22 protein-coding genes are annotated in these 19,794 nt (G+C 68.3%); 14 read left to right on the top strand and 8 right to left on the bottom strand.

Features of this window, described 5'->3' with window-relative positions; all coding sequences use genetic code 11:
• Positions 1-45: 45 nt before the first annotated feature.
• The 5 genes from ACLJOO_RS37835 (at position 46) to ACLJOO_RS37855 (ending at position 3,258) form a co-directional block, all read left to right on the top strand.
• Positions 46-237: a hypothetical protein gene (locus ACLJOO_RS37835; RefSeq protein WP_410792554.1), complete on the top strand. Its 192-nt coding sequence runs from the start codon at positions 46-48 to the stop codon at positions 235-237.
• Positions 238-309: 72 nt separating this feature from the next.
• Complete coding sequence (locus ACLJOO_RS37840) at positions 310-612, top strand: twin-arginine translocase TatA/TatE family subunit (RefSeq protein ID WP_410792555.1); 303 nt, start codon at positions 310-312, stop codon at positions 610-612.
• 22 nt (positions 613-634) lie between these two features.
• Positions 635-1,459, top strand: coding sequence for a twin-arginine translocase subunit TatC (gene tatC, locus ACLJOO_RS37845; RefSeq protein ID WP_410792556.1), 825 nt, complete (start codon positions 635-637; stop codon positions 1,457-1,459).
• Positions 1,459-2,331 carry a diacylglycerol/lipid kinase family protein gene (locus ACLJOO_RS37850; protein ID WP_410792558.1) on the top strand — a complete coding sequence of 291 codons (873 nt, stop codon included), beginning with the start codon at positions 1,459-1,461 and terminating at the stop codon, positions 2,329-2,331. Before tatC ends, ACLJOO_RS37850 begins: the two co-directional genes overlap by 1 nt.
• Positions 2,332-2,430: 99 nt before the next feature.
• Positions 2,431-3,258 carry a chitosanase gene (locus tag ACLJOO_RS37855; RefSeq protein WP_410792560.1) on the top strand — a complete coding sequence of 276 codons (828 nt, stop codon included), beginning with the start codon at positions 2,431-2,433 and terminating at the stop codon, positions 3,256-3,258.
• A gap of 60 nt (positions 3,259-3,318) precedes the next feature.
• Here the strand turns inward: ACLJOO_RS37855 and ACLJOO_RS37860 are convergent, their stop codons facing one another.
• Positions 3,319-3,780 (bottom strand): MarR family winged helix-turn-helix transcriptional regulator, encoded by a 462-nt coding sequence (locus ACLJOO_RS37860; protein WP_410792561.1) that lies wholly within the window; start codon positions 3,778-3,780, stop codon positions 3,319-3,321.
• A 69-nt stretch (positions 3,781-3,849) separates the two neighbouring features.
• On the opposite strand from ACLJOO_RS37860, the gene ACLJOO_RS37865 reads away from it, so the two are divergent.
• Genes ACLJOO_RS37865 through ACLJOO_RS37875 form a run of 3 tightly spaced genes read left to right on the top strand, consistent with a single transcriptional unit; the run spans position 3,850 to position 8,909 of the window.
• A complete protein-coding gene (locus tag ACLJOO_RS37865) occupies positions 3,850-4,743 on the top strand; it encodes an alpha/beta hydrolase (RefSeq protein ID WP_410792562.1) in 894 nt (297 codons plus the stop codon).
• A 9-nt stretch (positions 4,744-4,752) separates the two neighbouring features.
• The gene (locus ACLJOO_RS37870; RefSeq protein ID WP_410792564.1) at positions 4,753-7,569 is read left to right on the top strand and encodes a DEAD/DEAH box helicase; all 2,817 of its coding nucleotides are present in this window, start codon (positions 4,753-4,755) and stop codon (positions 7,567-7,569) included.
• 53 nt (positions 7,570-7,622) lie between these two features.
• The gene (locus ACLJOO_RS37875) at positions 7,623-8,909 is read left to right on the top strand and encodes a serine hydrolase domain-containing protein (RefSeq protein WP_410792566.1); all 1,287 of its coding nucleotides are present in this window, start codon (positions 7,623-7,625) and stop codon (positions 8,907-8,909) included.
• A gap of 465 nt (positions 8,910-9,374) precedes the next feature.
• Here ACLJOO_RS37875 and ACLJOO_RS37880 read toward each other — a convergent pair whose 3' ends face one another.
• Positions 9,375-9,839 (bottom strand): MarR family winged helix-turn-helix transcriptional regulator, encoded by a 465-nt coding sequence (locus ACLJOO_RS37880; protein WP_410792568.1) that lies wholly within the window; start codon positions 9,837-9,839, stop codon positions 9,375-9,377.
• 63 nt (positions 9,840-9,902) lie between these two features.
• Between ACLJOO_RS37880 and ACLJOO_RS37885 the strand changes: the two genes are divergently transcribed.
• Positions 9,903-10,274 carry a cupin domain-containing protein gene (locus tag ACLJOO_RS37885; protein WP_410792569.1) on the top strand — a complete coding sequence of 124 codons (372 nt, stop codon included), beginning with the start codon at positions 9,903-9,905 and terminating at the stop codon, positions 10,272-10,274.
• Between the two features lie 3 nt (positions 10,275-10,277).
• On the opposite strand, the gene ACLJOO_RS37890 is transcribed toward ACLJOO_RS37885, so the two are convergent.
• Together ACLJOO_RS37890 and ACLJOO_RS37895 are read right to left on the bottom strand one after the other, a co-directional pair.
• Complete coding sequence (locus tag ACLJOO_RS37890; protein WP_410792571.1) at positions 10,278-11,564, bottom strand: glycoside hydrolase domain-containing protein; 1,287 nt, start codon at positions 11,562-11,564, stop codon at positions 10,278-10,280.
• A gap of 29 nt (positions 11,565-11,593) precedes the next feature.
• Entirely contained in the window at positions 11,594-12,121 is a 528-nt protein-coding gene (locus ACLJOO_RS37895; protein WP_410792573.1) for a TetR/AcrR family transcriptional regulator, read from the bottom strand.
• 84 nt (positions 12,122-12,205) lie between these two features.
• Between ACLJOO_RS37895 and ACLJOO_RS37900 the strand changes: the two genes are divergently transcribed.
• The 4 genes from ACLJOO_RS37900 to ACLJOO_RS37915 all read left to right on the top strand — a co-directional run bounded on the left by ACLJOO_RS37900 (position 12,206) and on the right by ACLJOO_RS37915 (position 15,423).
• On the top strand, positions 12,206-12,601 hold the full coding sequence (locus ACLJOO_RS37900; protein ID WP_410792574.1) for a nuclear transport factor 2 family protein: 396 nt from the start codon (positions 12,206-12,208) through the stop codon (positions 12,599-12,601).
• 26 nt (positions 12,602-12,627) lie between these two features.
• Positions 12,628-13,101, top strand: coding sequence for a GyrI-like domain-containing protein (locus ACLJOO_RS37905; protein ID WP_410792576.1), 474 nt, complete (start codon positions 12,628-12,630; stop codon positions 13,099-13,101).
• Positions 13,102-14,157 (top strand): DUF5937 family protein, encoded by a 1,056-nt coding sequence (locus ACLJOO_RS37910; protein WP_410792578.1) that lies wholly within the window; start codon positions 13,102-13,104, stop codon positions 14,155-14,157.
• Positions 14,158-14,220: 63 nt separating this feature from the next.
• Positions 14,221-15,423 carry an MFS transporter gene (locus ACLJOO_RS37915; RefSeq protein WP_410792580.1) on the top strand — a complete coding sequence of 401 codons (1,203 nt, stop codon included), beginning with the start codon at positions 14,221-14,223 and terminating at the stop codon, positions 15,421-15,423.
• Here the strand turns inward: ACLJOO_RS37915 and ACLJOO_RS37920 are convergent.
• Positions 15,404-16,456: an FAD-dependent oxidoreductase gene (locus ACLJOO_RS37920; RefSeq protein ID WP_410792582.1), complete on the bottom strand. Its 1,053-nt coding sequence runs from the start codon at positions 16,454-16,456 to the stop codon at positions 15,404-15,406. The two genes, ACLJOO_RS37915 and ACLJOO_RS37920, sit on opposite strands and share 20 nt — an antisense overlap.
• Positions 16,457-16,509: 53 nt before the next feature.
• On the opposite strand from ACLJOO_RS37920, the gene ACLJOO_RS37925 reads away from it, so the two are divergent.
• Positions 16,510-17,388 carry a LysR family transcriptional regulator gene (locus ACLJOO_RS37925; RefSeq protein WP_410792583.1) on the top strand — a complete coding sequence of 293 codons (879 nt, stop codon included), beginning with the start codon at positions 16,510-16,512 and terminating at the stop codon, positions 17,386-17,388.
• Here the strand turns inward: ACLJOO_RS37925 and ACLJOO_RS37930 are convergent.
• Genes ACLJOO_RS37930 through ACLJOO_RS37940 form a run of 3 tightly spaced genes read right to left on the bottom strand, consistent with a single transcriptional unit; the run spans position 17,378 to position 19,784 of the window.
• Positions 17,378-17,860, bottom strand: a complete 483-nt coding sequence (locus ACLJOO_RS37930) for a 2,4'-dihydroxyacetophenone dioxygenase family protein (RefSeq protein WP_410792584.1) — start codon at positions 17,858-17,860, stop codon at positions 17,378-17,380. The genes ACLJOO_RS37925 and ACLJOO_RS37930 overlap by 11 nt on opposite strands.
• A gap of 10 nt (positions 17,861-17,870) precedes the next feature.
• A complete protein-coding gene (locus ACLJOO_RS37935) occupies positions 17,871-18,545 on the bottom strand; it encodes an SDR family NAD(P)-dependent oxidoreductase (RefSeq protein ID WP_410792586.1) in 675 nt (224 codons plus the stop codon).
• Between the two features lie 39 nt (positions 18,546-18,584).
• Entirely contained in the window at positions 18,585-19,784 is a 1,200-nt protein-coding gene (locus ACLJOO_RS37940; RefSeq protein WP_410792588.1) for a N(5)-(carboxyethyl)ornithine synthase, read from the bottom strand.
• Positions 19,785-19,794 lie beyond the last annotated feature (10 nt).

Raw genomic sequence — 19,794 nt, forward strand, 5'->3', positions numbered from 1 at the left:
CCGCGGGACGTGGGCGCTGGACTGGAACCGGCTAGGCTCCTTGGTATGTACTGGTTCCTGCTGTTCCTCGCGGTGGTGGCGGTGTGGCTCCTGGTCCTCGCCCTGCTCGCGATGAAGATGTGGGGCCAGATCAAGGCACTGACGCGTGAGTTGGTCGCCGCCCAGTCCAAGCTGGACGCCGCACAGTCCGAGGCCGGGTCTGGACAGACCCGTGAGGACGCGCACGCTCCGGCGTAGTATTCGGCCACGAACTCAGGCTCGAGTCCCGAGCCGAAGTTGGCTGCGTTTGATGGTGAAAGGGAGATCGACATGGCAGCACCGCTCATCGGTATGCCCCAAGGCGCCGAGTGGCTCGTCATCCTCGCGATCGTCGTGCTGCTGTTCGGATCGGCCAAGCTGCCGGCGCTGGTGAAGCAGCTCGGCAAGTCGAAGAAGATCTGGGAGGAAGAGGTCGGCCCGAAGAAGAAGGACGCGGAGCTGACTGAGGAAGCCTCGCAGCCCCCGGCGCAGCAGGCCGTGCAGCAGACGCAGGCCCAGCCGGCTCCGCAGCCGAACCAGGTGAACGGCCAGTCGCCGGGCGACGGCCTGCCGCCGACGCACACGGCCAACTGAGCCGAACGCGCCCCTTGTGTCGATGGTGAAGTTCGGGCGGCGGAAGGAGAAGAAGGACCGCCACCCGAAGGACCCAGAGGGTCGGATGACCCTGCGCGAGCACATTGTCGAGCTCCGGAACCGGCTGCTCATCAGTGTGCTCGCGATCGTGCTCGGAACGGTCGTCGGCTGGATCTTCTACAACCACGCCTTCGACTTCCTGACCAGGCCGTTCGTGACGAGTGTCGCCGAGATGGCCAAGGACGCCGGCCAGACGAAGACGCCGCAGCTGACCTTTCCCGGTGTCGGTAACGCGCTGACGTTCCGGATCAAGATCTCGGCGCTGTTCGGGCTGGTCCTGGCCGCGCCGGTGTGGCTGTTCCAGATCTGGGCATTCGTCGCGCCCGGACTGCACCGCAGCGAGCGCAAGTGGGCCTACATCTTCTCGGCGATCGCGACCCCGCTGTTCGCAGCCGGTATCGCGGTGGCGTACTGGACGCTGCCGAAGGGCATCGAGATCCTGCTGGGCTTCACCCCGCTCGACATCCAGAACCTGGTCGAGCTGCCCGACTACCTGGACTTCGTGCTCCGCACGATGCTGGTCTTCGGCGTCGCCTTCCTGATCCCGCTGGTGGTCGTGCTGCTGAACATGGTCGGCGTGGTGCCGGCCGCCGCGCTCGGCAAGTTCCGGCCGTACATCATCCTGGTGATCTTCGTGTTCGCCGCCGTCGCGACCCCGTCCGGCGACCCGTTCACGATGTGCCTGCTGGCGATCCCGATGTGCTTGCTGTTCTTCGTCGCCGAGATCATCTCGCGGTTCAACGACCGGCGCCGGGCCCGCCGTACCGACGAACTCCTGGCCGACTGATGAGCCGGAGAATCGCGCTGGTGGTCAACCCCACCAGCGGTCGCGGACGTGGTGCGCGGATCGCGCCGGCGGTTCGTGAGCGGCTCGCGGCCGCCGGCCTGACCGTCGACGTGCACACCACCACCTGTGCCGAGGACGTCGGGAAGATCGCGGCCGAAGTGGTCGCCTCCGGGGCGGACGCGGTCGCGCTGATCGGTGGCGACGGCACGATCCATCTCGGCGCCCAGGTGCTGGCGAATTCGGGAATGCCGTTCGGCGTGATCCCGGCCGGTACCGGTAACGACTTCGCCCGCGGCATCGGCGTACCGCTGAAGGATCCGGCCGCGGCGGCCGACCTCGTGGTGGCCGGCCGGACCCGGGCGATCGACCTCGCGGTGGCGAAGGACGAGTTCATCACCACGGTTGTGGCGGGCGGGTTCGACTCCCTCGTCAACAAGCGGGCCAACGCGATGAGCTGGCCGAAGGGCAGTTCCCGCTACACGGTCGCGACCCTCGTCGAGCTGCGCACGTTCAAGCCGCTCGAGTACGTCGTGACGGTCGACGACGAGGTGATCGAGACCAAGGCCATGCTGGTGGCGGTCGGCACCGGGCCGACGTACGGCGGGGGACTGCAGATCTGCGCCGGCGCCGTGATCGACGACGGCCTGCTGGACGTGACGATCATCCAGCCGGTGTCCCGGATGACGTTGCTGCAGCTGTTCCCGAAGCTGTCCAAGGGCACCCACGTCGGCCATCCGGCGGTGCGGACACTCCGGGGCCGCGCGGTCCGGATCGAGTCGCCGGGCATCACGGCGTACGGCGACGGCGAGGTGCTCGGCCCGCTCCCGGTCGACATCGGCATCGCGCCGGGCGCCCTGACCGTCTTCCACTGAGACGGAAACATTAACGTCCGAGGTATTCTCATTTCTGTCCTCCGTCTGATAGGAAAGCTTCCTAACAGTTCATTCCTCGGACGCCCCTCGGAGGACCACATGGAGTACCGCCCTACGCGCCGGACCACCCTGCTGCTCGGCCTCTCGCTCGCCGCCGTGCCGGCCACCGGGTTCGCCGTCTCCCGCTACGCCCCGCACGCCGACGCAGCGGTGCAGGCGACTGGCCTCGACGACCCCGCGAAGAAGGAGATCGCGATGCAGATCGTCTGCAGCGCGGAGAACTCGTCGCTGGACTGGAAGGCGCAGTACAAGTACATCGAGGACATCGACGACGGCCGCGGGTACACCGCGGGCATCATCGGGTTCTGCTCCGGGACCCACGACATGCTCGAGCTGGTCGAGCTGTACGCCGACCGGAAGCCGAACAACGTGCTGCAGAAGTACCTGCCGGCGCTGCGCAAGGTGGACGGCAGCGACTCGCACAAGGGTCTCGACCCGAACTACACCAAGGACTGGAAGACCGCGGCCAAGGACTCGGTGTTCCAGCAGTGCCAGAACGACGAGCGCGACCGGGTGTACTTCAACCCGGCGGTGAGCCGTGGCAAGTCCGACGGGCTGCGCACCCTCGGGCAGTTCTGCTACTACGACGCGATCGTCATGCACGGCGACGGTGACGACGCCACCAGCTTCGGCGGCATCCGCAAGCGTGCGCTCGCCAAGGCGAAGCCGCCGGCGCAGGGCGGCAACGAGACGACGTACCTGAACGCGTTCCTGGACGCGCGGGTCTGGGCGATGAAGCAGGAGGAGGCGCATAGCGACACCAGCCGGGTCGACACCGCGCAGCGGGTCTTCCTCCGCAACGGCAACTTCAACCTGAACACCCCGCTGGACTGGAAGGTGTACGGCGACCCGTACCACATCGGCTAGTCACCACCAGGCGCGCAGCCGGGCTCTCCTCGGACCACCAGGGAAGGGAGCCCGGCTGCGTCATGTCCTGTTCTCGGCCCGATCGGTACGGGGATCGAGCTCGGCTCGTTGGCGGAGCATCGACAGGCTGGTGGCGAGTTGGTCGAGGACGGCTGCTGGAAGGACGGAGCCGACCCAGGTCTGGAGTTCTGCCTCGACGGTGGGGGTTGCGGCGGCCAGGATGTCGGCGCCTGCGGGGGTCAGCTCGACCAGTGACGAGCGCCGGTCCGAGGGGTTCGCCGTACGTCGGACGCGCCCGGCGGCCTCGAGCCGGTCGACTGCCTTGCTGGTGGCGCCGACCGTGATCGCCATCTCCCGCGCCAGGTCGTAGACCCGGGTCGTCCCGTGCGCCGCGATGAACCGGAGGAACTCGAACTGGCCGAGCGGGAGCTTGTGCTCGGCCTTCAGGCGCGCGTCGAGCACGTTGTAGAGGCGCGTTTCCAACCGGACCAGGTCCGTGAACAATGCTGTGAGATCAGTCACGGAATTAGATTCCTCGGAATGTAGTTGCAGAGAACTATATTCCTCGGAATCTATCACCAGGAGACGGCGATGAGCGCTGAAGAACGCGAAGCAGCACGCAGCATGATGCAGAAGGGCGAGCTGGGCCGGACGCCGGCGGAGCAGCGGGCCGAGTTCGACGAGCGGTTCGGGAGCCTTCCGCTCGGCGATGACGTCACGCTCGTCGAGCGCACGCTGGGCGGCGTACCGGCCCTCGATGTGCGCGTCGAGGGCGCGGATCAGGACGGCGTGATCCTCTACCTGCACGGTGGCGCGTACGTCATCGGTTCGGCCCGGACCGGTGCGAACCTGGCCGTGCCGCTGTCCCGTCGTACCGGCGTCCCGGCGGTCTCGCTGGAGTACCGGCTCGCGCCTGAGCATCCGTTCCCGGCGGGGATCCACGACGCGTTGGCGGCGTACCGGGAGCTGGCGGGTCAGAACGTCGTGATTGCTGGCGACTCGGCCGGTGGTGGGCTCGCGTTGGCGGTGCTGCTCGCGGCCCGCGCGGAGGGGTTGCCGCAGCCTGCCGGGGCGGTGCTGTTCTCGCCGTGGACCGATGTCGCGCTGACCGGCCCGAGCATCGACTCGCGGGGTGACTACGACCCGCTCTTCAGTCGCGCGAACATGGCTGAGTCCGCCGAGCTCTACCTGGGCGGCGCGGACCCGCACAACGAGCTGGCCAGCCCGGTATTCGCGGACCTGAAGGGCCTGGCCCCGCTGCTCGTACAGGTCGGTTCCGCGGAGGTCCTGCTCGACGACTCGCTCCGCCTGGTCGCACGGGCCGCGGAGCAGGAGGTGGATGTCAGCCTCGACGTGGTCGCCGGTGCGCCGCACGTGTACCAGTACTTCGCCGGGCTGATGCCGGAGGCCGACGAGGCGCTCGACCACGCCGCCGCGTTCATCAAGAACCGGCTCCGCGACAAATCTGTAGGAGGAGTCGCATAGATTGGTGGCATGAGCACTCCGTCCGAGAAGTACGCCACATTCCGCTCGGACCAGGAGCATCCCGCCGTGAAGGACTTCCGGGCGCTCTACGACTTCGAGCTGGACGAGTTCCAGCTGCGCGCCTGCGCCGCCCTCGAGGACGGCCACCAGGTGCTGGTCGCGGCGCCCACTGGCTCCGGCAAGACGCTGGTCGGCGAGTTCGCCGTCCACCTGGCGCTGGAGCGCGGCCAGAAGTGCTTCTACACCACCCCGATCAAGGCCCTGAGCAACCAGAAGTACGGCGACCTGGTGAGCAGGTACGGCGCGGACAAGGTCGGCCTGCTCACCGGTGACAACTCGGTCAACTCCGAGGCCCCCATCGTCGTCATGACGACCGAGGTCCTCCGCAACATGCTGTACGCCGGATCGCAGACGCTGCTGGGCCTGTCGTACGTCGTGATGGACGAGGTGCACTACCTGGCCGACCGGTCCCGTGGCGCGGTCTGGGAAGAGGTGCTGATCCACCTGGCAGACTCGGTGTCGGTGGTCTCGCTGTCCGCGACCGTGAGCAACGCGGAGGAGTTCGGCGACTGGCTGGAGACCGTCCGCGGCAACACCGTCGTCGTGCTGGAGGAGAAGCGGCCGGTGCCGTTGTTCCAGCACGTGATGGTGGGGAAGCGGCTGCACGACCTGTTCGCCGGTGAAGCGCCGACCGCGAGGGTCGGCGCTCCCGCGAAGGCCTCCAAGTCCGGCAATCCCGCGAAGGAGGTCAAGGCCGATGTCAGGGATCTGGTGAACCCGCAGCTGGTCCGGATCGCGCGGGACGACAACCGGATCTTCCGCGACGACTCGCGTAAACCGCGCCGGCGTCGCGACCTGCCGAAGGGGCGGCCGGCCCGGACCCATTTCACGCCGTACCGCTCGGACGTGGTGGAGGAGCTGGACGCCGGCGCGCTGCTGCCGGCGATCTTCTTCATCTTCTCCCGCAAGGGCTGTGAGGACGCGGTCGTGCAATGCCTGCGGTCCGGCCTGCGGCTGACCAAGCCGTCCGAGCGCGACGAGATCAAGCGGGTGGTGGCCGAGCGTACGGCGGACCTCCCCGACGAGGACCTCGGCGTACTCGGGTACCACGACTTCGCCGAGGCGCTCAGCCGAGGCATCGCCGCGCACCACGCGGGCATGCTGGCGGCGTTCAAGGAGGTCGTCGAGGAGCTGTTCGCGCGCGGCCTGATCAAGGTCGTGTTCGCCACCGAGACGCTTGCCCTGGGCATCAACATGCCGGCGCGCACCGTCGTACTGGAGAAGTTGTCGAAGTGGAACGGCGAGGCGCACGTCGACATCACGCCGGGGGAGTACACGCAGCTCACCGGGCGGGCCGGGCGGCGCGGGATCGACGTCGAGGGGCACGCGGTCGTGCTCTGGCAGCCCGGGTTCGATCCGCGGGAGGTCGCCGGTCTCGCGTCCACCCGTACGTATCCGCTGCGGTCGTCGTTCTCCCCGTCGTACAACATGGCCGTCAACCTGGTGCGTCAGGTCGGGCGGACGCGGGCGCGGGACATGCTCGAGCTGTCGTTCGCGCAGTTCCAGTCCGACCAGGCTGTGGTCGGGCTGGCGCGGCAGGTGCAGCGGAACACCGAGGCGCTGGAGGGGTACAAGGAGTCGATCGAGTGTCACCTCGGCGACTTCCTCGAGTATGCCGCGCTGCGCCGGCGGATCGGTGATCGCGAGGCGTCCGGGTCGAAGCGGCGCAAGCTCGACCGCCGGGTCGAGGCGCAGGAGTCGATCGAGAAGCTGAAGACCGGGGACATCATCCGGATCCCGGCCGGGCGGAGCGCGGGCTGGGCGCTGGTGCTCGACCCGGGCTTCCGTTCCGAGCGGGAAGGGCCGCGGCCGACCGTGCTGACGCTGGACCGGCAGGTGCGGAAGCTGTCGATGGTCGACTTCCCGACGCCGGTCGAGGCGATCGGCACGTTGCGGATCCCGCGGAAGTTCAACCCGCGCAACCCGCAGCAGCGCCGCGAGCTGGCCCAGGTACTGCGGACGCGGACCGACCTGCTCGGCGAGGACGGGCCGCCGTCGCGGTCCCGCGGCAAGGATGCCGTCAGCCATGCGGACGACCCGGAGCTGCAGGAGATGCGGGCGGAGCTGCGCGCGCACCCGTGCCACGGCTGCTCGGACCGCGAGGACCACGCCCGCTGGGCGGAGCGGTACTTCCGGCTCGACCGGGAGAACCGCGACGTGCAGCGGAAGATCGAGCAGCGGACGAACACGATCGCCCGCCAGTTCGACCGGGTCTGCCAGGTGCTGGACGCGTTGCACTACCTCGACGGCGACAAGACGACCGAGGCGGGCGACCGGCTCGCGCGGATCTACACGGAGCTCGACCTGGTCGCGGCTGAGTGCCTGCGGCAAGGAGTCTTCGACGACCTCACCGTGCCGGAGCTGGCCGCGTGCCTCGCTGCGCTGGTCTACGAGTCGCGGTCGAAGGACGAGCCGACGTCACCGCGGTTGCCGCGCGGCGACGTACGGGAAGCACTGGAGCGGATGGGTTCGATCTGGCGCGACCTGTCCGCACTGGAGCGCGACATGCGGGTGGACTTCCTGCGGTCGATGGACCTGAACTTCTGCTGGCCCGCCTTCCGCTGGGCGTCGGGCGCATCCCTGGCCGAGGTCCTGTACGAGTCCGACCTGGCAGCCGGCGACTTCGTCCGCTGGGTCAAACAACTCATCGACCTCACCGAACAAATAGCCGACGCCGCCGGCGACACCCCGCTCCGCAAAACAGCCCGCTCCGTCGTCGACCAAATCCGCCGCGGCGTGATCTCCTACGCCTCGATGGTCGAGTAGACCTCTTGGGTGAAAGACTTCCTTCTGCGCAGTTCGTGTTGTAAACCCCTGCCTTGAAGGAGAAGACGTTCGTGGAGTTGTCGCGCCGGAATCTCGGGAAGTTGGCTGTTGCGACTGGTGCTACTGCTGCGGTGGGTACCGGTGCGGGCTATCTGATCGGGCGGCCTGCTGATGCTGCTGCGACCTGGAAGACGACCGGGACCGCGGTGCCGACGTTGGCCGGGTTCGACAACCAGATGAAGGCGTTCATGCAGGCCCGGGGTGTCACGGCCGGGCAGGTTGCCGTGACGTACAAGGGCCGCCTGGTGCTTGCCCGCGGCTACAGTACGTCGACCGCGCTGACCGTGCAGCCGACCTCGCTGTTCCGGATCGCGAGCCTGTCCAAGTCGTTCACCGCGGCCGCGATCGTGAAGCTCGTGCAGGACGGCAAGCTCAGCCTGTCGACGCCGGTCGCGAACATCCTCGACATCACGCCGGCGAGCGGGCTGACCCGCGACTCGCGCTGGTCGACGATCACGTTGTGGAAGCTGCTGCAACACCTCGGCGGGTGGGACCGCGACGTGTCCGGTGACCCGAACTTCAAGGACGCGATCATCTCGCGCACCCTCGGCGTACCGCTGCAGCTGCAGCACGCGGACGTGGTCAAATACATGGCCGGGCAGAAGCTCGACGTCAACCCGGGTACGAAGTACGCGTACTCCAACTTCGGGTACCTGCTGGCCGGCCGGGTGATCGAGAAGGTCAGCGGTCTGAGCTATGAGAGCTATGTGAAGCAGAAGCTCCTGGCCCCGTTGAAGATCAAGCGGATGTCGCTCGGCTACTCGATCGCGAAGCACAGCGGCGAGACGTCGTACGAGTCGCAGTACACCGGACCGACCGTGCTCGACATGACCGGGAAGACCGTGGCCGCGCCGTACGGCTCGTTCAGCATGCGGATCCAGGACGCGAACGGCGGCTGGATCGCGAGCGCGCCGGACCTGGTGCGCTGGGCGAAGATGTTCGACGCGCCGTCGAGCGTGCTGAACAGCACCTCGCTCGGCCGGGTGTGGGCGAAGCCGTCCACCGGGGTGAACGCCGACGGCTGGTACTACGGTCTCGGCTGGCAGATCCGCCCGGTCACCGGCGGCACCGGTCGCAACACGTGGCACACCGGCAGCATGCCCGGCACCTACACGCTGCTCGTCCGCACGTCCGGCGGGCTCAGTTGGGCCGCCGTCTTCAACCGCCGCGACGACGCCAGCGGCAAGTCGTACGGCGACATCGACGCAGCCATGTGGACCGCCGCCAACGGCGTGAAGTCCTGGCCCACCCACGACCTCTTCCCCCAGTACTTCAGCTGAAAGCAACCTTCCCCGATGGGCCTTGGGGCCAGGACGCGGGGGTGGTTGGGTCGGCTGGGCACGGGTCCGGCCATACCCAAAGAGCCGGGGAAACAAATTTGCAGATCGCGACGACTTCTCTCCCCACTACGACGGCGCCCGCGGGTCGCGCGTGCGGTCTCACGTCGAGTCGTGACGTTTGGTTGCCGCTCGAAACCGCGAGTCGTGGATCGAGGCTGCGTTTGGCCGCCAAATCCCACGACTCGACGGGCCCCTGCGCCTGCGCCACGTTCGCTCGAGGGACCGCCGGTCGGCCGGCTGACGGGGATGCTGGCCGTTGTTGGTAGGAGAGTTCTCCTGTGATAGCGCCAGTTCGCCTCCAATGATGTGCTGGAAACCCTCCACCAACGCCAGCCAGGCTGGCGAGCGGGTCGTGGCGGGGCTCCGGTGGCGCTGGCGAGTGCGGGGCGGCGGGGGTGCGGGGCGTTAGAACATCAGGGCGCGGAAGTGGGGCGTGCTGATCTGGGTTTCGCCGGCCACTTCGGTCAGCACGTCGCGCAGGGTGTCGATCGCCTCGTCGCCGAGTTTCCTGCGTAGCCGGCGCTCGTAGCTCTGGTGGAACCGTCGCGCCGCGGACAGGGCTGCCTGGCCGCGGTCGGTGAGGTGGAGGAGGCGGGCGCGGGCGTCGGTCGGGTCGGGGCGGCGTTCGACGTACCCGCGGCGCTCCATGTCGTCGACGATCTGGCTGGCGCCCTGCTTGGTGATGTCGAGTCGCTCCGCGAGGCCGGTGATCGTGGTCGGGCCGTCGTGCAACGTCCTGAAGACGAAGCCGTCCGACCGGCCCTGGTCGTCGTACCCCTGGGCGGCGACGTACTCGCGGAGCTCGCGGACGAACTCCTGCTCCGCGAGCAGCAGGAGGATTCCGATATCAGGCTTGCCCGAACGCGTCATACCGGTCATGATAGTCAAGCTGACTTGGTCAAGTCAGCTTGACTAAATGATTGGGGGAACGCAATGCATGTCATTCCTGCGGCCGAGGCGCCGCGGTTCCAGTTGCCGGGCGTCGAGTTCACGGTGTTCGCGTCGCCGAGCCTCGGGTCGGCCGGGCTCTGCGCGTGGCGGCTCACCGTCGACGTGGGGCACGGCGGCGATGCACCGCACACGCTCGACCGCGACGAGATCTTCACGGTGCTGAGCGGCTCGGTGCAGTTCGGCCCGGACGGCGACAAGCTCGGCCCTGGCGACTCCGTCGTGGTCCCTGCGGGTGAGCCGATCTCGCTGACCAACCTCGGCGAGAGCAAGGCGGAGCTCATTGTCGTCATCACGGCCGGCTTCACCGGCTACATGGCCGACGGCACCTCGGTCCAGCCGCCCTGGTCCAAGTAGTAGTCAGCAGCGCCGGATCGGTGCGGTGTACGTCGTATTGCTCGCAGTCGCGACGTAGTAGTCGGTGACCCAGCTGCCGTCACTCAGCCGGTCCCAAACTGCCGTAGTACCGACCTTCGAACCGGGCGCCTGGCAGGTGACCCACGCCAGCGAGCCGATCGGCAGAGTGCTCGGGTACGTCGCGTACGCCGTACCCGGGCCGTGCCGCCGGGTCAGGTTGTTGATCGTGGTCTGGAACGGGAAGCTGCAGCCGGGCAGCGGCGCGCTGTACCCGGGCTTGTTCGGGGTCCGCACGTAGTAGTCGGTCACGTAGGTGCCGTCGATGAGCTTGTCCCACACCGTGGTGGTGCCGACCTTCGGCCCGAAGGTCTGGCAGACGATGCGGAGCGAGGTGTTCGCCGCGATGGTCGAGCGGACCGGGTAGGCGGTCGACGGACCGCTGTACGAGTGGACCGTCGTACGGACGGTGTACCTGTAGGCAACGCTCGCCACCGGTGCGTCGAAACGGTCGCTGTCGATGTTGAGCGTCACGCCGCCGTACGTCTCGTTGTGGTCGCCCTGGTACTGCTTGCCGCGCTGCCCGACCGCCCAGAACGTGTTGGGGATACCAGCCCACCCTGTGAGCAGACTGCTGTTGTCCCAGCGTGCGATCCACAGTGCGTCCGGCCGCGCGTACGACGGGGAGTTGTACGCCGCGGCGAGGTCGGGCGCCCCTGAGCTGAGGTTGGCGTACACGCCGGACAGGTAGCGCTGCAGGTGCAGCTGCTTCGTCCAGGCGGACAGGTAGTGCAGGACGGCGGAACGGCAGACGGCGTTGGTGTTGTCGTAGTTCTCCATGTCGTTGTAGAGCGCACTGCCGGGCAGAAGGCCCAGTGCCTTGGCCTTCGCGACCGCGTCGTCCGCGTCCCGGACCGCGTCGCGGTTCGACGAGGCCGTCGACATCTTGTACGTCCGGTTACCACAGGGTGCTTGAAGCCCTAGATAGATCGGGACGAGCCGCCATCCCATCGCGGTGACGGACGCGACCCACGCGGGGGTCAGTTGCGGCTGGGCGCAGGACCGGTTGACGCCACCGAAGTAGATCCCGATCGCCTTGTACGGAGAGGCCTTCCACGCGGTCATCTGAGCAAGCGTCGGCGCCGTACATGTGTCGAACGCAAGCCCGGTGAACCGCGTCGCCGTCGTACCGGCGTTGTAGGTGATCGGCGTCGTCGGCTCCGCGAACGCAGGCGTCGACGGCCCGAGAAGCATGACGGCCAGCGCGGCTACGGCAACCTTGAACTTGAACATGGCGGCCACCCCCAGCTCTCAGTAGACGCTCACGAATCCACGTCGGCAAGCGCCAAGCCGCGGAAGACCACAGCCAGCGTCCGTCGTCGCAGATCTTCCGGCCACCCTGCCGACTGCGCCGCCTGCGCGGCCGCGGTCAGCAACGCCAGCACCTCGTCGACCTGTACGTCGGGTCGCACGACGCCGGCGTCCTTCGCCTGATCGAGCAAGCGCTGGAGCTCGCCGGTGAGGCCGCTGAGGGCATCGCCGACATCGAGGTCGTGGGTCAGCGCTACCACGACAGTCCGCGTCCGGACCGCCTCGTCGACGACCGCCGACATGAAGTCGAACAGCGTCGACCCGGCGGCGAGCGCGACCAGGTGCTGCAGCGACTCCTTCATGATCGCGACGACGAGCGCGTCCTTGGTCGGGAAATGCCGGAAGACCGTCCCGACCGCGACGCCCGCGCGGACGGCGACCTGCTCGGTGGTTGCCTTGGGCCCGTGTTCCGCGAACGCCTCGGTCGCCGCGGTGAGGATCGCGGCGCGGTTCCGCCGGGCGTCGGCGCGGGGAGTCATACGGCCTCCGGGGTAGAAACCTGAGTGGGCACTCACTATAGTCGGCTGCAAGATGAGTGGGTACTCAGGTTATGGAGGTGTGGCATGTCGGATCTGCACGCCGTGATCGATCGGATGGGCGCGGGCTGGCTGGGTGATGCGGCCGCGATGGACGACCTGCTGGCGGACGAGGTGGTGATGGAGGCGCCGTTCGCGCCGGGTGGGCCGCGGAGGTGGGTCGGACGGGACGAGTGGCTCGCGTTCGCCGTGCCGGCGCGGGCGAACTTCCCGGTGCGGTTCGACCGGTTCGCGAAGCTTGCGGTGCACGAGACGGTTGATCCCGAGGTGGCCGTGGTCGAGTACGAGTTGGCAGGCGAGATCGCCGGCACCGGGAAGCGCGGGTCTGCTCGGTTCATCGGCGTACTGCGGGTGCGGGGAGGGCGGATCCTGGAGTGGCGCGAGTACCAGGACACGTATGCGATCCAGCAGGCGCTAGGTTGAACTCAGGGCCGAGTTGGGAGGATCGCATGCCGGAGATCGTGGAGATTGGGGAGCGGCCGTACGTCGCTCTGCGGGGCAAGGTCGCGATGGACGGGATCGGGGCGTTCGCGGACCGGATGGGTGAGGTGATCGGCTGGCTCGCGGCCAAGGAGATCGCGCCGAACGACGCGCCGTTCTTCAAGTACGACGTGGTCGACATGGAGGCCGGGCTGGTGCTCGAGATCGGGTTCCCGGTCGACGACCTGCACTCCGGTGAGGGCGAGATCGTCACCGGCGTACTGCCGGCCGGACGCTACGCCACCGTCAGCCATCACGGTCACCCTGACGGCCTGATGGAAGCCACTCGCGATCTCCTCGCCTGGGCCGAGGAGCAGGGCCTCGAATGGGACGCCGACGGCGCCCATTGGACCGCCCGCCTGGAGATCTACCGCTCCGACCCGCGCGAGGTCCCGGACATGAACGACTGGGACACCGACCTCCAGTTCAAACTGAAGGATTGAGTGCCGACTGTTCTCGCCGGCCTGACTCGGCTCGAGCCTGAGCGGATTCGGCATGTCGCCTCGCCGCTGATCGAGCTCGGCTGTGCGCTCCATGTGCTGGCCGAGCCTGCCCATCACGACCGCGTGGACTGGGCTGCTGCGCTCCCGCTGTCCGCTGAGCTGCGTGAAGAGCTGGCGCAGTGGAACTGGACGGTGCGTGCCGTACGTGCTCGCTTCTTCGCCACCAGCGCCGCCACTGGCCTGCCCACCTGGTCCGACGAGCTCTCTGCCCTCCGCGAACGCCCGCCGGAGGAGGTGGCTGCAGAGCTCGTCAGGCCGTTGCGCGGTCGCCCGCTGAGCAGCCGGTCGATCGACACAGACGCCGTACAGCATTGGGCTCGCAGTCGCGGTCGTTCTGTCGCCGCATTGGTCGAGGCTCTTGTGACGTCACCTGAGGAGCCGGTACGCCGCTTTCTCGACGTACTGGATGCCTGCTGGCACGAGTGGTTCGGTGCGCTCTGGGAGGAGTCCCGGGACGCGCTGGCTGCCCGTGGACGGCACGACCGGGACCTGGCCGTCCGGGACGGTGTCGGGACCATGCTGCGCTCGCTGGACAGTGCGATCGACCTGCGGGACGCGGACAGCGTCGTCGTACAGAAGGTGCAGAGCAAGCGCATCGACATCAGCGGCCGCTCGCTGTTGCTTGTCCCGAGCAACTACATCGCACCGCACCTGTTCGTGGGTGAGGTCCCCGGTGAGCCCGTCACGATCATCTACCCGGGCACAGGCCGCGCGGCCGCCGTACCGACCGCCCAGCAGATCAGGGCCCGTCTGGATGCACTGGCGTCCCCCGACCGCCTCCAGGTCTGCCGAGCTGTGGCCAGCGAATCACGCACCGCCGGCGAGATCGCCTCCCTCTGGGGCCTCCACCCGACGCAGGTCACCCGCCACCTCCGGGCGCTCACCCGAGCCGGCCTGGTCACCGCAGAACGCCAGGGCCGCTTCGTCGCCTACCGCCTGAACAACGACGCCCTGACCACCCTCGGCGCCGACCTCCTGACTTTGATCATGCGCTGACGGACTGACGGAAGTCTGCAGTCCACCGGTGGCGCCGGGGAGCCGGTTGTTGGATGAGCAGCTGTGACCTCATCTCTTTCGCCTGCTGTACGGCGGCTGATCGCGGCGACGCTCGTCAACACTCTGGGGAACGGCGTCTACGCAGCAGTCGGGGCGCTCTACCTGACCCGCGCTGTGGGGCTGTCCGTTGGTCACGTCGGCGTTGGGCTGACGATCGCCGCGCTGGTCGGACTGGTGGCGAGTACGCCGCTCGGTGTCGTCGCTGACCGCCTGGGACCCAACCGGGCGTACGTCGGGTTCCTGTTGCTGCAGGCCGTCACCATGACCGCGCTCACGCAGGTGACGTCGTTCGGGTGGTACGTCGCCGTAGCGGCGGTGACCGCGATCGCGGACTCGGGCCAGCGTGGCGCGAAGGGGGCGTTGATCGCCGGAGTCGCACCTGCCGACCAGCGGGTCCGGACGCGGGCGATCCTCCGGGTCGTCACGAACATCGGCATGGCCGTTGGAATGGCAGCCGCCGGTGTGGTGCTCGCGGTCGACAAGCGCGAGGTGTACGTCGTAGCACTGCTAGCGAACGCAGCGACGTACCTGGTGACGGCCGGGCTGGTGCGGTTCGGGATGCCGGCCGTCGCGCGAGTGCCGGCCGCGGCAGGTCCGTCGGGGCTGACCGCGATCCGGGATCGCAGGTTCCTGGTGTTCGTCGGGCTGGACGGCGTACTGAGCATGCATGGTGCGCTCGCGCAGATCGGTATCCCGCTGTGGGTGGCGACTGCGACGGATGCGCCGCGATGGATGATCTCCGTGCTGCTGGTGCTCAACTCCGCTGCGGTGATCCTGCTGCAGGTGCGCATCTCGCGCGGCACCGAGCGCCTCTCTGGCGCCGCCCGCGCCGGTCGACGTGCAGGACTGCTCCTGGCGATCACGTGCGTCGTACTGGCGCTGAGCGATGCGACGTCTGGTGCGGTGACGATCGGTCTGCTGATCGTGGCGGCGCTGGCACATGTCCTGGGCGAGATGCTGCAGTCCGCGGGCGGATGGGGGATCAGCTTCGAGTTGGCGCCACCTGGTGCCCAGGGGCAGTACCAGGGTGCCTACGCGATGGGGCATCAGATCGGGGACCTCGTGGCACCGCTGCTCATTACGACGGTCGCTGTGTCGTGGGGCTGGCCGGGTTGGTTGCTGACGGCAGTTGTCTTCCTGGTCGCCGGTCTGTTCGTACCGGTCGTGGTGCAGGAGCCAGAACCCGTTATGCAGCCAGCGGTTTGAGGAGGTCCCGCAGTGCGCGGGCGGCGGTGAAGCCGGCGCGGTTGGCGCCGATGGTGCTGGCTGAGGGGCCGTAGCCGACCAGGTGGATGCGCGGGTCGGCGACGGTGGCGGTGCCGTTCATCCGGATACCGCCCGACGGCTCGCGGAGGTGGAGCGGCGCGAGATGAGCTAGGTCGGCTCGAAAGCCGGTCGCCCACAGGATCATGTCGACCTGCATGCTGCTCCCGTCGGCCCACTCGACACCGTCTGGTGTGATGCGCGAGAACATCGGCAGGCGAGTGTAGACACCACGTGCCCACGCAGCTTGTTCCTGTGGGCGCAGGTGCAGGCCGGTGACGCTGACAACGCTGCGAGGCGGAAGACCGGCGCGGACGCGTTCCTCGACGCGGGCCACGACCTGACGTCCGTACTCGGGCGTGAAGTCTTCATCGGTCCGCCACTCCGGCGGCCGGCGCGTCACCCAGGTCGTCGTCGCGACCTCAGAGATCTCCGCGAGCAGTTGCACAGCTGACGCTCCACCACCGACAACCAGGACCTGCTGCCCGGCCAGCTCAGCAGCGCCGCGGTAGTCGGCGGTGTGCAGCTGACGGCCCTGGAACGTCTCGATCCCCGGATACCACGGGATGAACGGCCGATCCCAGGTCCCACTTGCGTTCACGATCGAGGCCGCGCGATACCTGCCTTTGGACGTGTCGAGCTCGAACCCGTCGTCCACCGCGCGGACGCTCTCGACCGCTACAGGCCGCCGTACCGGCAGGTCGAACTGCTTCTCGTAGTCCGCGAAGTACGCCGGCACGAACTCGTTGGCCCGTTCCGCACCGGCACTGGACGGCACGGGTACGCCGGGCAGGTTCGCGATCCCGTGGACGTCGTGCATCGTCAACGAGTCCCACCGGTGCTGCCAGGCGCCACCGGGCTCCGGATTCCGATCCAGTACGACGACCTCGTCGTACGGCGTGAACCCCATCCGCACCAGGTGGTACGCCGCCGACAGCCCCGCCTGCCCTGCTCCGATCACTGCTACGTCCAGCACACCAGGAGCAACGCCGGACCCGGTCCGGGTCTTCCCGGCTACCGTGGACGACCATGGATCTCGGCGCGATGTACGGCGTAAAGATGGACTGGATCGTCAGTTTCGTCGCTGTCGCGCGGTACGGCGGGTTCTCCGCCGCCGCGAAGGCGGTGTATCGAGGCCAGTCCAGGATCAGCGAGCATGTCGCGGAACTCGAACGCGCGCTCGACGTACAGCTCTTCGACCGCACGGCCCACCCGCCACGGCTGACTCCTGAGGGCCGCGTGCTGCTCCCGCAGGCGGAGGAGATCCTGCGGCGCGTGCAGAACCTGTCCGCCGGGGGAGTCGTCCGCTTCGGCGCCTACCCGAGTGCAGCAGCCTGGCTGTTCCCGCAGGTCGTACGACGTCTGCCGGACAGCATCCGCCTGCTCCTGGTCGAGGGGCCGAGCGTGGACCTGGAGGCCGCACTGGTCCGTGGTGACATCGACCTCGCTATCCGCCCGGTGCACCCGCTCGTTGCCGACGAGTCCCTGGTGCACGAGATCCTCTGGCGCGAGCCCCTCACCGCCGTCTTCCCCGAGAACCACCCACTCGCAACCTGCCCGTCCGTCACCCTGCAACAGTTGGCCGAGTTGCCATTGATCTCGATCGGTGAGAGCGACGGGCCCAGACAGTTCGAGTCCCACCTGGCCTTCGCCTCGAAGGGCCTCAACCCGGAGTCCGCGTTTCGCACCAATCAGCCGCAGACCCTGCTGTCGCTGGTCCGCCACGGCCTCGGCGTAGGCGTCACCAACGAGCTCGCGGTCAGTACCGCCAACCTGGACGGCGTCCGCCTCGTCCCCATCCACGACGCGGGCGTGGAACGCCAGGTGGCCCTGTTCACCCGGCGCGACCGCCCCGAGTCACCCGCCCTGGACGCCGTGATCGAGGCGGTCCGGAAGGTCAGCGAATGAACTGGTCCACGTAGTCGGCGCCGAGCCCGTTGGCGCCGTAGTGGTCCCGGCACAGCTGGATCTTCGTGAACGTGTCCTCGTAGCCGATCTGGTTGCCGGCCTCGTCGACGTAGATCATCGCGCCGGAGATGTTGAAGAACGTGATCATCTCGGTGCACTCCTCCGGGACGCGGAGCGTGTGGATCTCGCCGGGCGGTTCGTACACGAACGAGCCGGCGTCGGCGACCCAGTCGTGCTCGTCGTACTGCCATTTGCCCTTGATGACGTAGCCGAAGACCGCGCTCGGATGCCGGTGCCGGGACACTATGCCGGCCCGGGTGACCTTGAGCAGGTTGCACCACTGGCCGGTGATCGTGTTCAGCATCAGCGGCCGGAACCAGACGTCCGGGGCCTGCGGCACCCAGAGCCGCTCGTCGTCGGGGACCGCCTGCACGGCGATCTCCGCCGGGACACCTGCTGATACCGGGATCATCGGGTTCTCCTTACATGCTCAGATATCCGCCGTCGACGGATACGACGGTGCCGGTGACGAAGCCCGCGTCCGGGCCGGTCAGGAACGCGATCACGCCCGCGACCTCGTCCGGGGTGCCCCAGCGGGCCATCGGCGTACGGGACAGGATGCGGTCGGAGGCGACCGGGTCGGACTGCAGCGCGGCGGTGAGATCGGTGGCGATCCAGCCGGGCGCGACCGCGTTCACCCGGATCCCGTCCGCCGCCCACGCGACCGCCATCGACTTGGTGAGCTGGACGATCCCGCCCTTCGACGCGCTGTACGCCGGAACGAGGGGTCCACCGAAGTAGCTCAGCATGGACGCCACGTTGACGATGCAGCCCCCGCTCGCGGCGAGCAGCTCGTGCGCGGCCTCGGCTGCCCGCATCGCTCCGGTCAGGTTGACCTCGACCACGTCCCGGAACACGTCCGGCCGGTGCTCGTCGCCCCTCCGGATGATCCCGGCCGCGTTGACCAGTACGTCGAGACGCTCGAACGACCCGATCAACTCCTCCACCGAGCCGTCGACGCGCAGATCCAGCTCGACCTGCTCAGGACGCGCGCCGAGGCCGGCTGCGACGACCTGCAGTCCGTCTGCGGCCAAGCGCCGTACGGCGGCGGCACCGATTCCGCTCGTTCCTCCGACGACCAGCGCGGTCCGTGTCATGCGGCCCAGCCTGACGGTCGCTCGTGTGCGCGGCCAGTGTCACCCGTAAAGCGGATCAGCCCGATCCGCGGCGTGGGGTTCGAGATGCGGATAGGGATGGACGGGGGAGCGGTGCTGGAAGGAGAGGATGCCTGGATTGCGGATGGTGCCGGCCTCGATCTCGATCGCCCGGCTGATGGTGGCGTCGGCGTGCCAGGAGGCGGGACCTTCGAGCACGGTGCGGATGAACGGCAGCAGGGCCTCGCTGTTCTCCCAGGTCGCCGAGTTCCACAGGTACGACGGGCTGTGGTCGACGCCGTAGTACGTGATGTTGTCGCCGACCACGAACGTCGGGTCGTCGAACCCGGTCGGCCGGGCCCAGCTGAACCCCATGCCCAGGTCGCAGGAGACGTCGACGATCAGGCTGCCCGGCGCGAACTGCGCGAGATCCTCCTCGATCAGGAACGTCAGCGGCGCGTCCGGGTCCTGCAGCACACAGTTCACGATCACGTCGTGCTCGGCGAGGAACCCTGCCAGCGGCACCCGGCCCTCGTCGGTCAGCGCGTGACTGCGGCGGGGATCGAGGGCGGCGCCGGGCTCGACCTCGTCCTGGTCGTACTGGACGATCCGCGCCGAATGGATCGGTGAGCCGACGGCGGCCACGTCACGGCCGGTGAGGACGTCGACGTCGTGCACGCCGTGCGCGTTCAGCGCGGTGACGGCCCCTCGGGCGGTCGCGCCGAACCCGATCACCACCGCCCGCAGCCGGCGCCCGTAGTCGCCGGTCGAGCCGATCAGCTCGAGCGCCTGCAGCACTGAGCAGTACCCGGCGAGCTCGTTGTTCTTGTGGAAAACGTGCAGGCTGAACCGGCCGTCGGCGGTCCAGTGGTTCATCGCCTCGAACGCGATCAGCGTGAGCCGGCGGTCGATCGCGAGCTGCGTGACCTCGTCGTCCTGGACGCAGTGCGGCCATCCCCAGAGCGTCTGCCCGACCCGCAGCCCGGCGAGATCCTCGGGCTGCGGCTTGGGCAGCACCACCACATCGGCGACCGCGATCAGCTCGTCCCGGCCGACGACGCCGGCCACCGATTTCGCCAGGTCCTCGTCCGAGATCCCGAACCGCTCGCCGTACCCGGTCTCGAGGAAGATCTGCTGGCGCAGATCCTCGTCGATCCGCTCGAAGTGGTGCGGATGAATCGGTAGCCGGTGCTCGTTCTCCTTGCGGGAACGGCCGATGACGCCGAGCGTTAACTGGTCCACGAGGGCCCCT

Source organism: Kribbella sp. C-35 (assembly GCF_046549195.1).
Lineage (GTDB): Bacteria > Actinomycetota > Actinomycetes > Propionibacteriales > Kribbellaceae > Kribbella.

What these genes read in the sequence shown, in the direction of transcription:
- ACLJOO_RS37935 (WP_410792586.1), bottom strand. Translation starts at nt 18,545, where the DNA reads ATGACACGGACCGCGCTGGTCGTCGGAGGAACGAGCGGAATCGGTGCC.
- ACLJOO_RS37895 (WP_410792573.1), bottom strand. Translation starts at nt 12,121, where the DNA reads ATGACTCCCCGCGCCGACGCCCGGCGGAACCGCGCCGCGATCCTCACC.
- ACLJOO_RS37835 (WP_410792554.1), top strand. Translation starts at nt 46, where the DNA reads ATGTACTGGTTCCTGCTGTTCCTCGCGGTGGTGGCGGTGTGGCTCCTG.
- tatC (WP_410792556.1), top strand. Translation starts at nt 635, where the DNA reads ATGGTGAAGTTCGGGCGGCGGAAGGAGAAGAAGGACCGCCACCCGAAG.
- ACLJOO_RS37865 (WP_410792562.1), top strand. Translation starts at nt 3,850, where the DNA reads ATGAGCGCTGAAGAACGCGAAGCAGCACGCAGCATGATGCAGAAGGGC.
- ACLJOO_RS37885 (WP_410792569.1), top strand. Translation starts at nt 9,903, where the DNA reads ATGCATGTCATTCCTGCGGCCGAGGCGCCGCGGTTCCAGTTGCCGGGC.
- ACLJOO_RS37930 (WP_410792584.1), bottom strand. Translation starts at nt 17,860, where the DNA reads ATGATCCCGGTATCAGCAGGTGTCCCGGCGGAGATCGCCGTGCAGGCG.
- ACLJOO_RS37855 (WP_410792560.1), top strand. Translation starts at nt 2,431, where the DNA reads ATGGAGTACCGCCCTACGCGCCGGACCACCCTGCTGCTCGGCCTCTCG.
- ACLJOO_RS37850 (WP_410792558.1), top strand. Translation starts at nt 1,459, where the DNA reads ATGAGCCGGAGAATCGCGCTGGTGGTCAACCCCACCAGCGGTCGCGGA.
- ACLJOO_RS37925 (WP_410792583.1), top strand. Translation starts at nt 16,510, where the DNA reads ATGGATCTCGGCGCGATGTACGGCGTAAAGATGGACTGGATCGTCAGT.
- ACLJOO_RS37890 (WP_410792571.1), bottom strand. Translation starts at nt 11,564, where the DNA reads ATGTTCAAGTTCAAGGTTGCCGTAGCCGCGCTGGCCGTCATGCTTCTC.
- ACLJOO_RS37905 (WP_410792576.1), top strand. Translation starts at nt 12,628, where the DNA reads ATGCCGGAGATCGTGGAGATTGGGGAGCGGCCGTACGTCGCTCTGCGG.
- ACLJOO_RS37900 (WP_410792574.1), top strand. Translation starts at nt 12,206, where the DNA reads ATGTCGGATCTGCACGCCGTGATCGATCGGATGGGCGCGGGCTGGCTG.
- ACLJOO_RS37880 (WP_410792568.1), bottom strand. Translation starts at nt 9,839, where the DNA reads ATGACGCGTTCGGGCAAGCCTGATATCGGAATCCTCCTGCTGCTCGCG.
- ACLJOO_RS37840 (WP_410792555.1), top strand. Translation starts at nt 310, where the DNA reads ATGGCAGCACCGCTCATCGGTATGCCCCAAGGCGCCGAGTGGCTCGTC.
- ACLJOO_RS37870 (WP_410792564.1), top strand. Translation starts at nt 4,753, where the DNA reads ATGAGCACTCCGTCCGAGAAGTACGCCACATTCCGCTCGGACCAGGAG.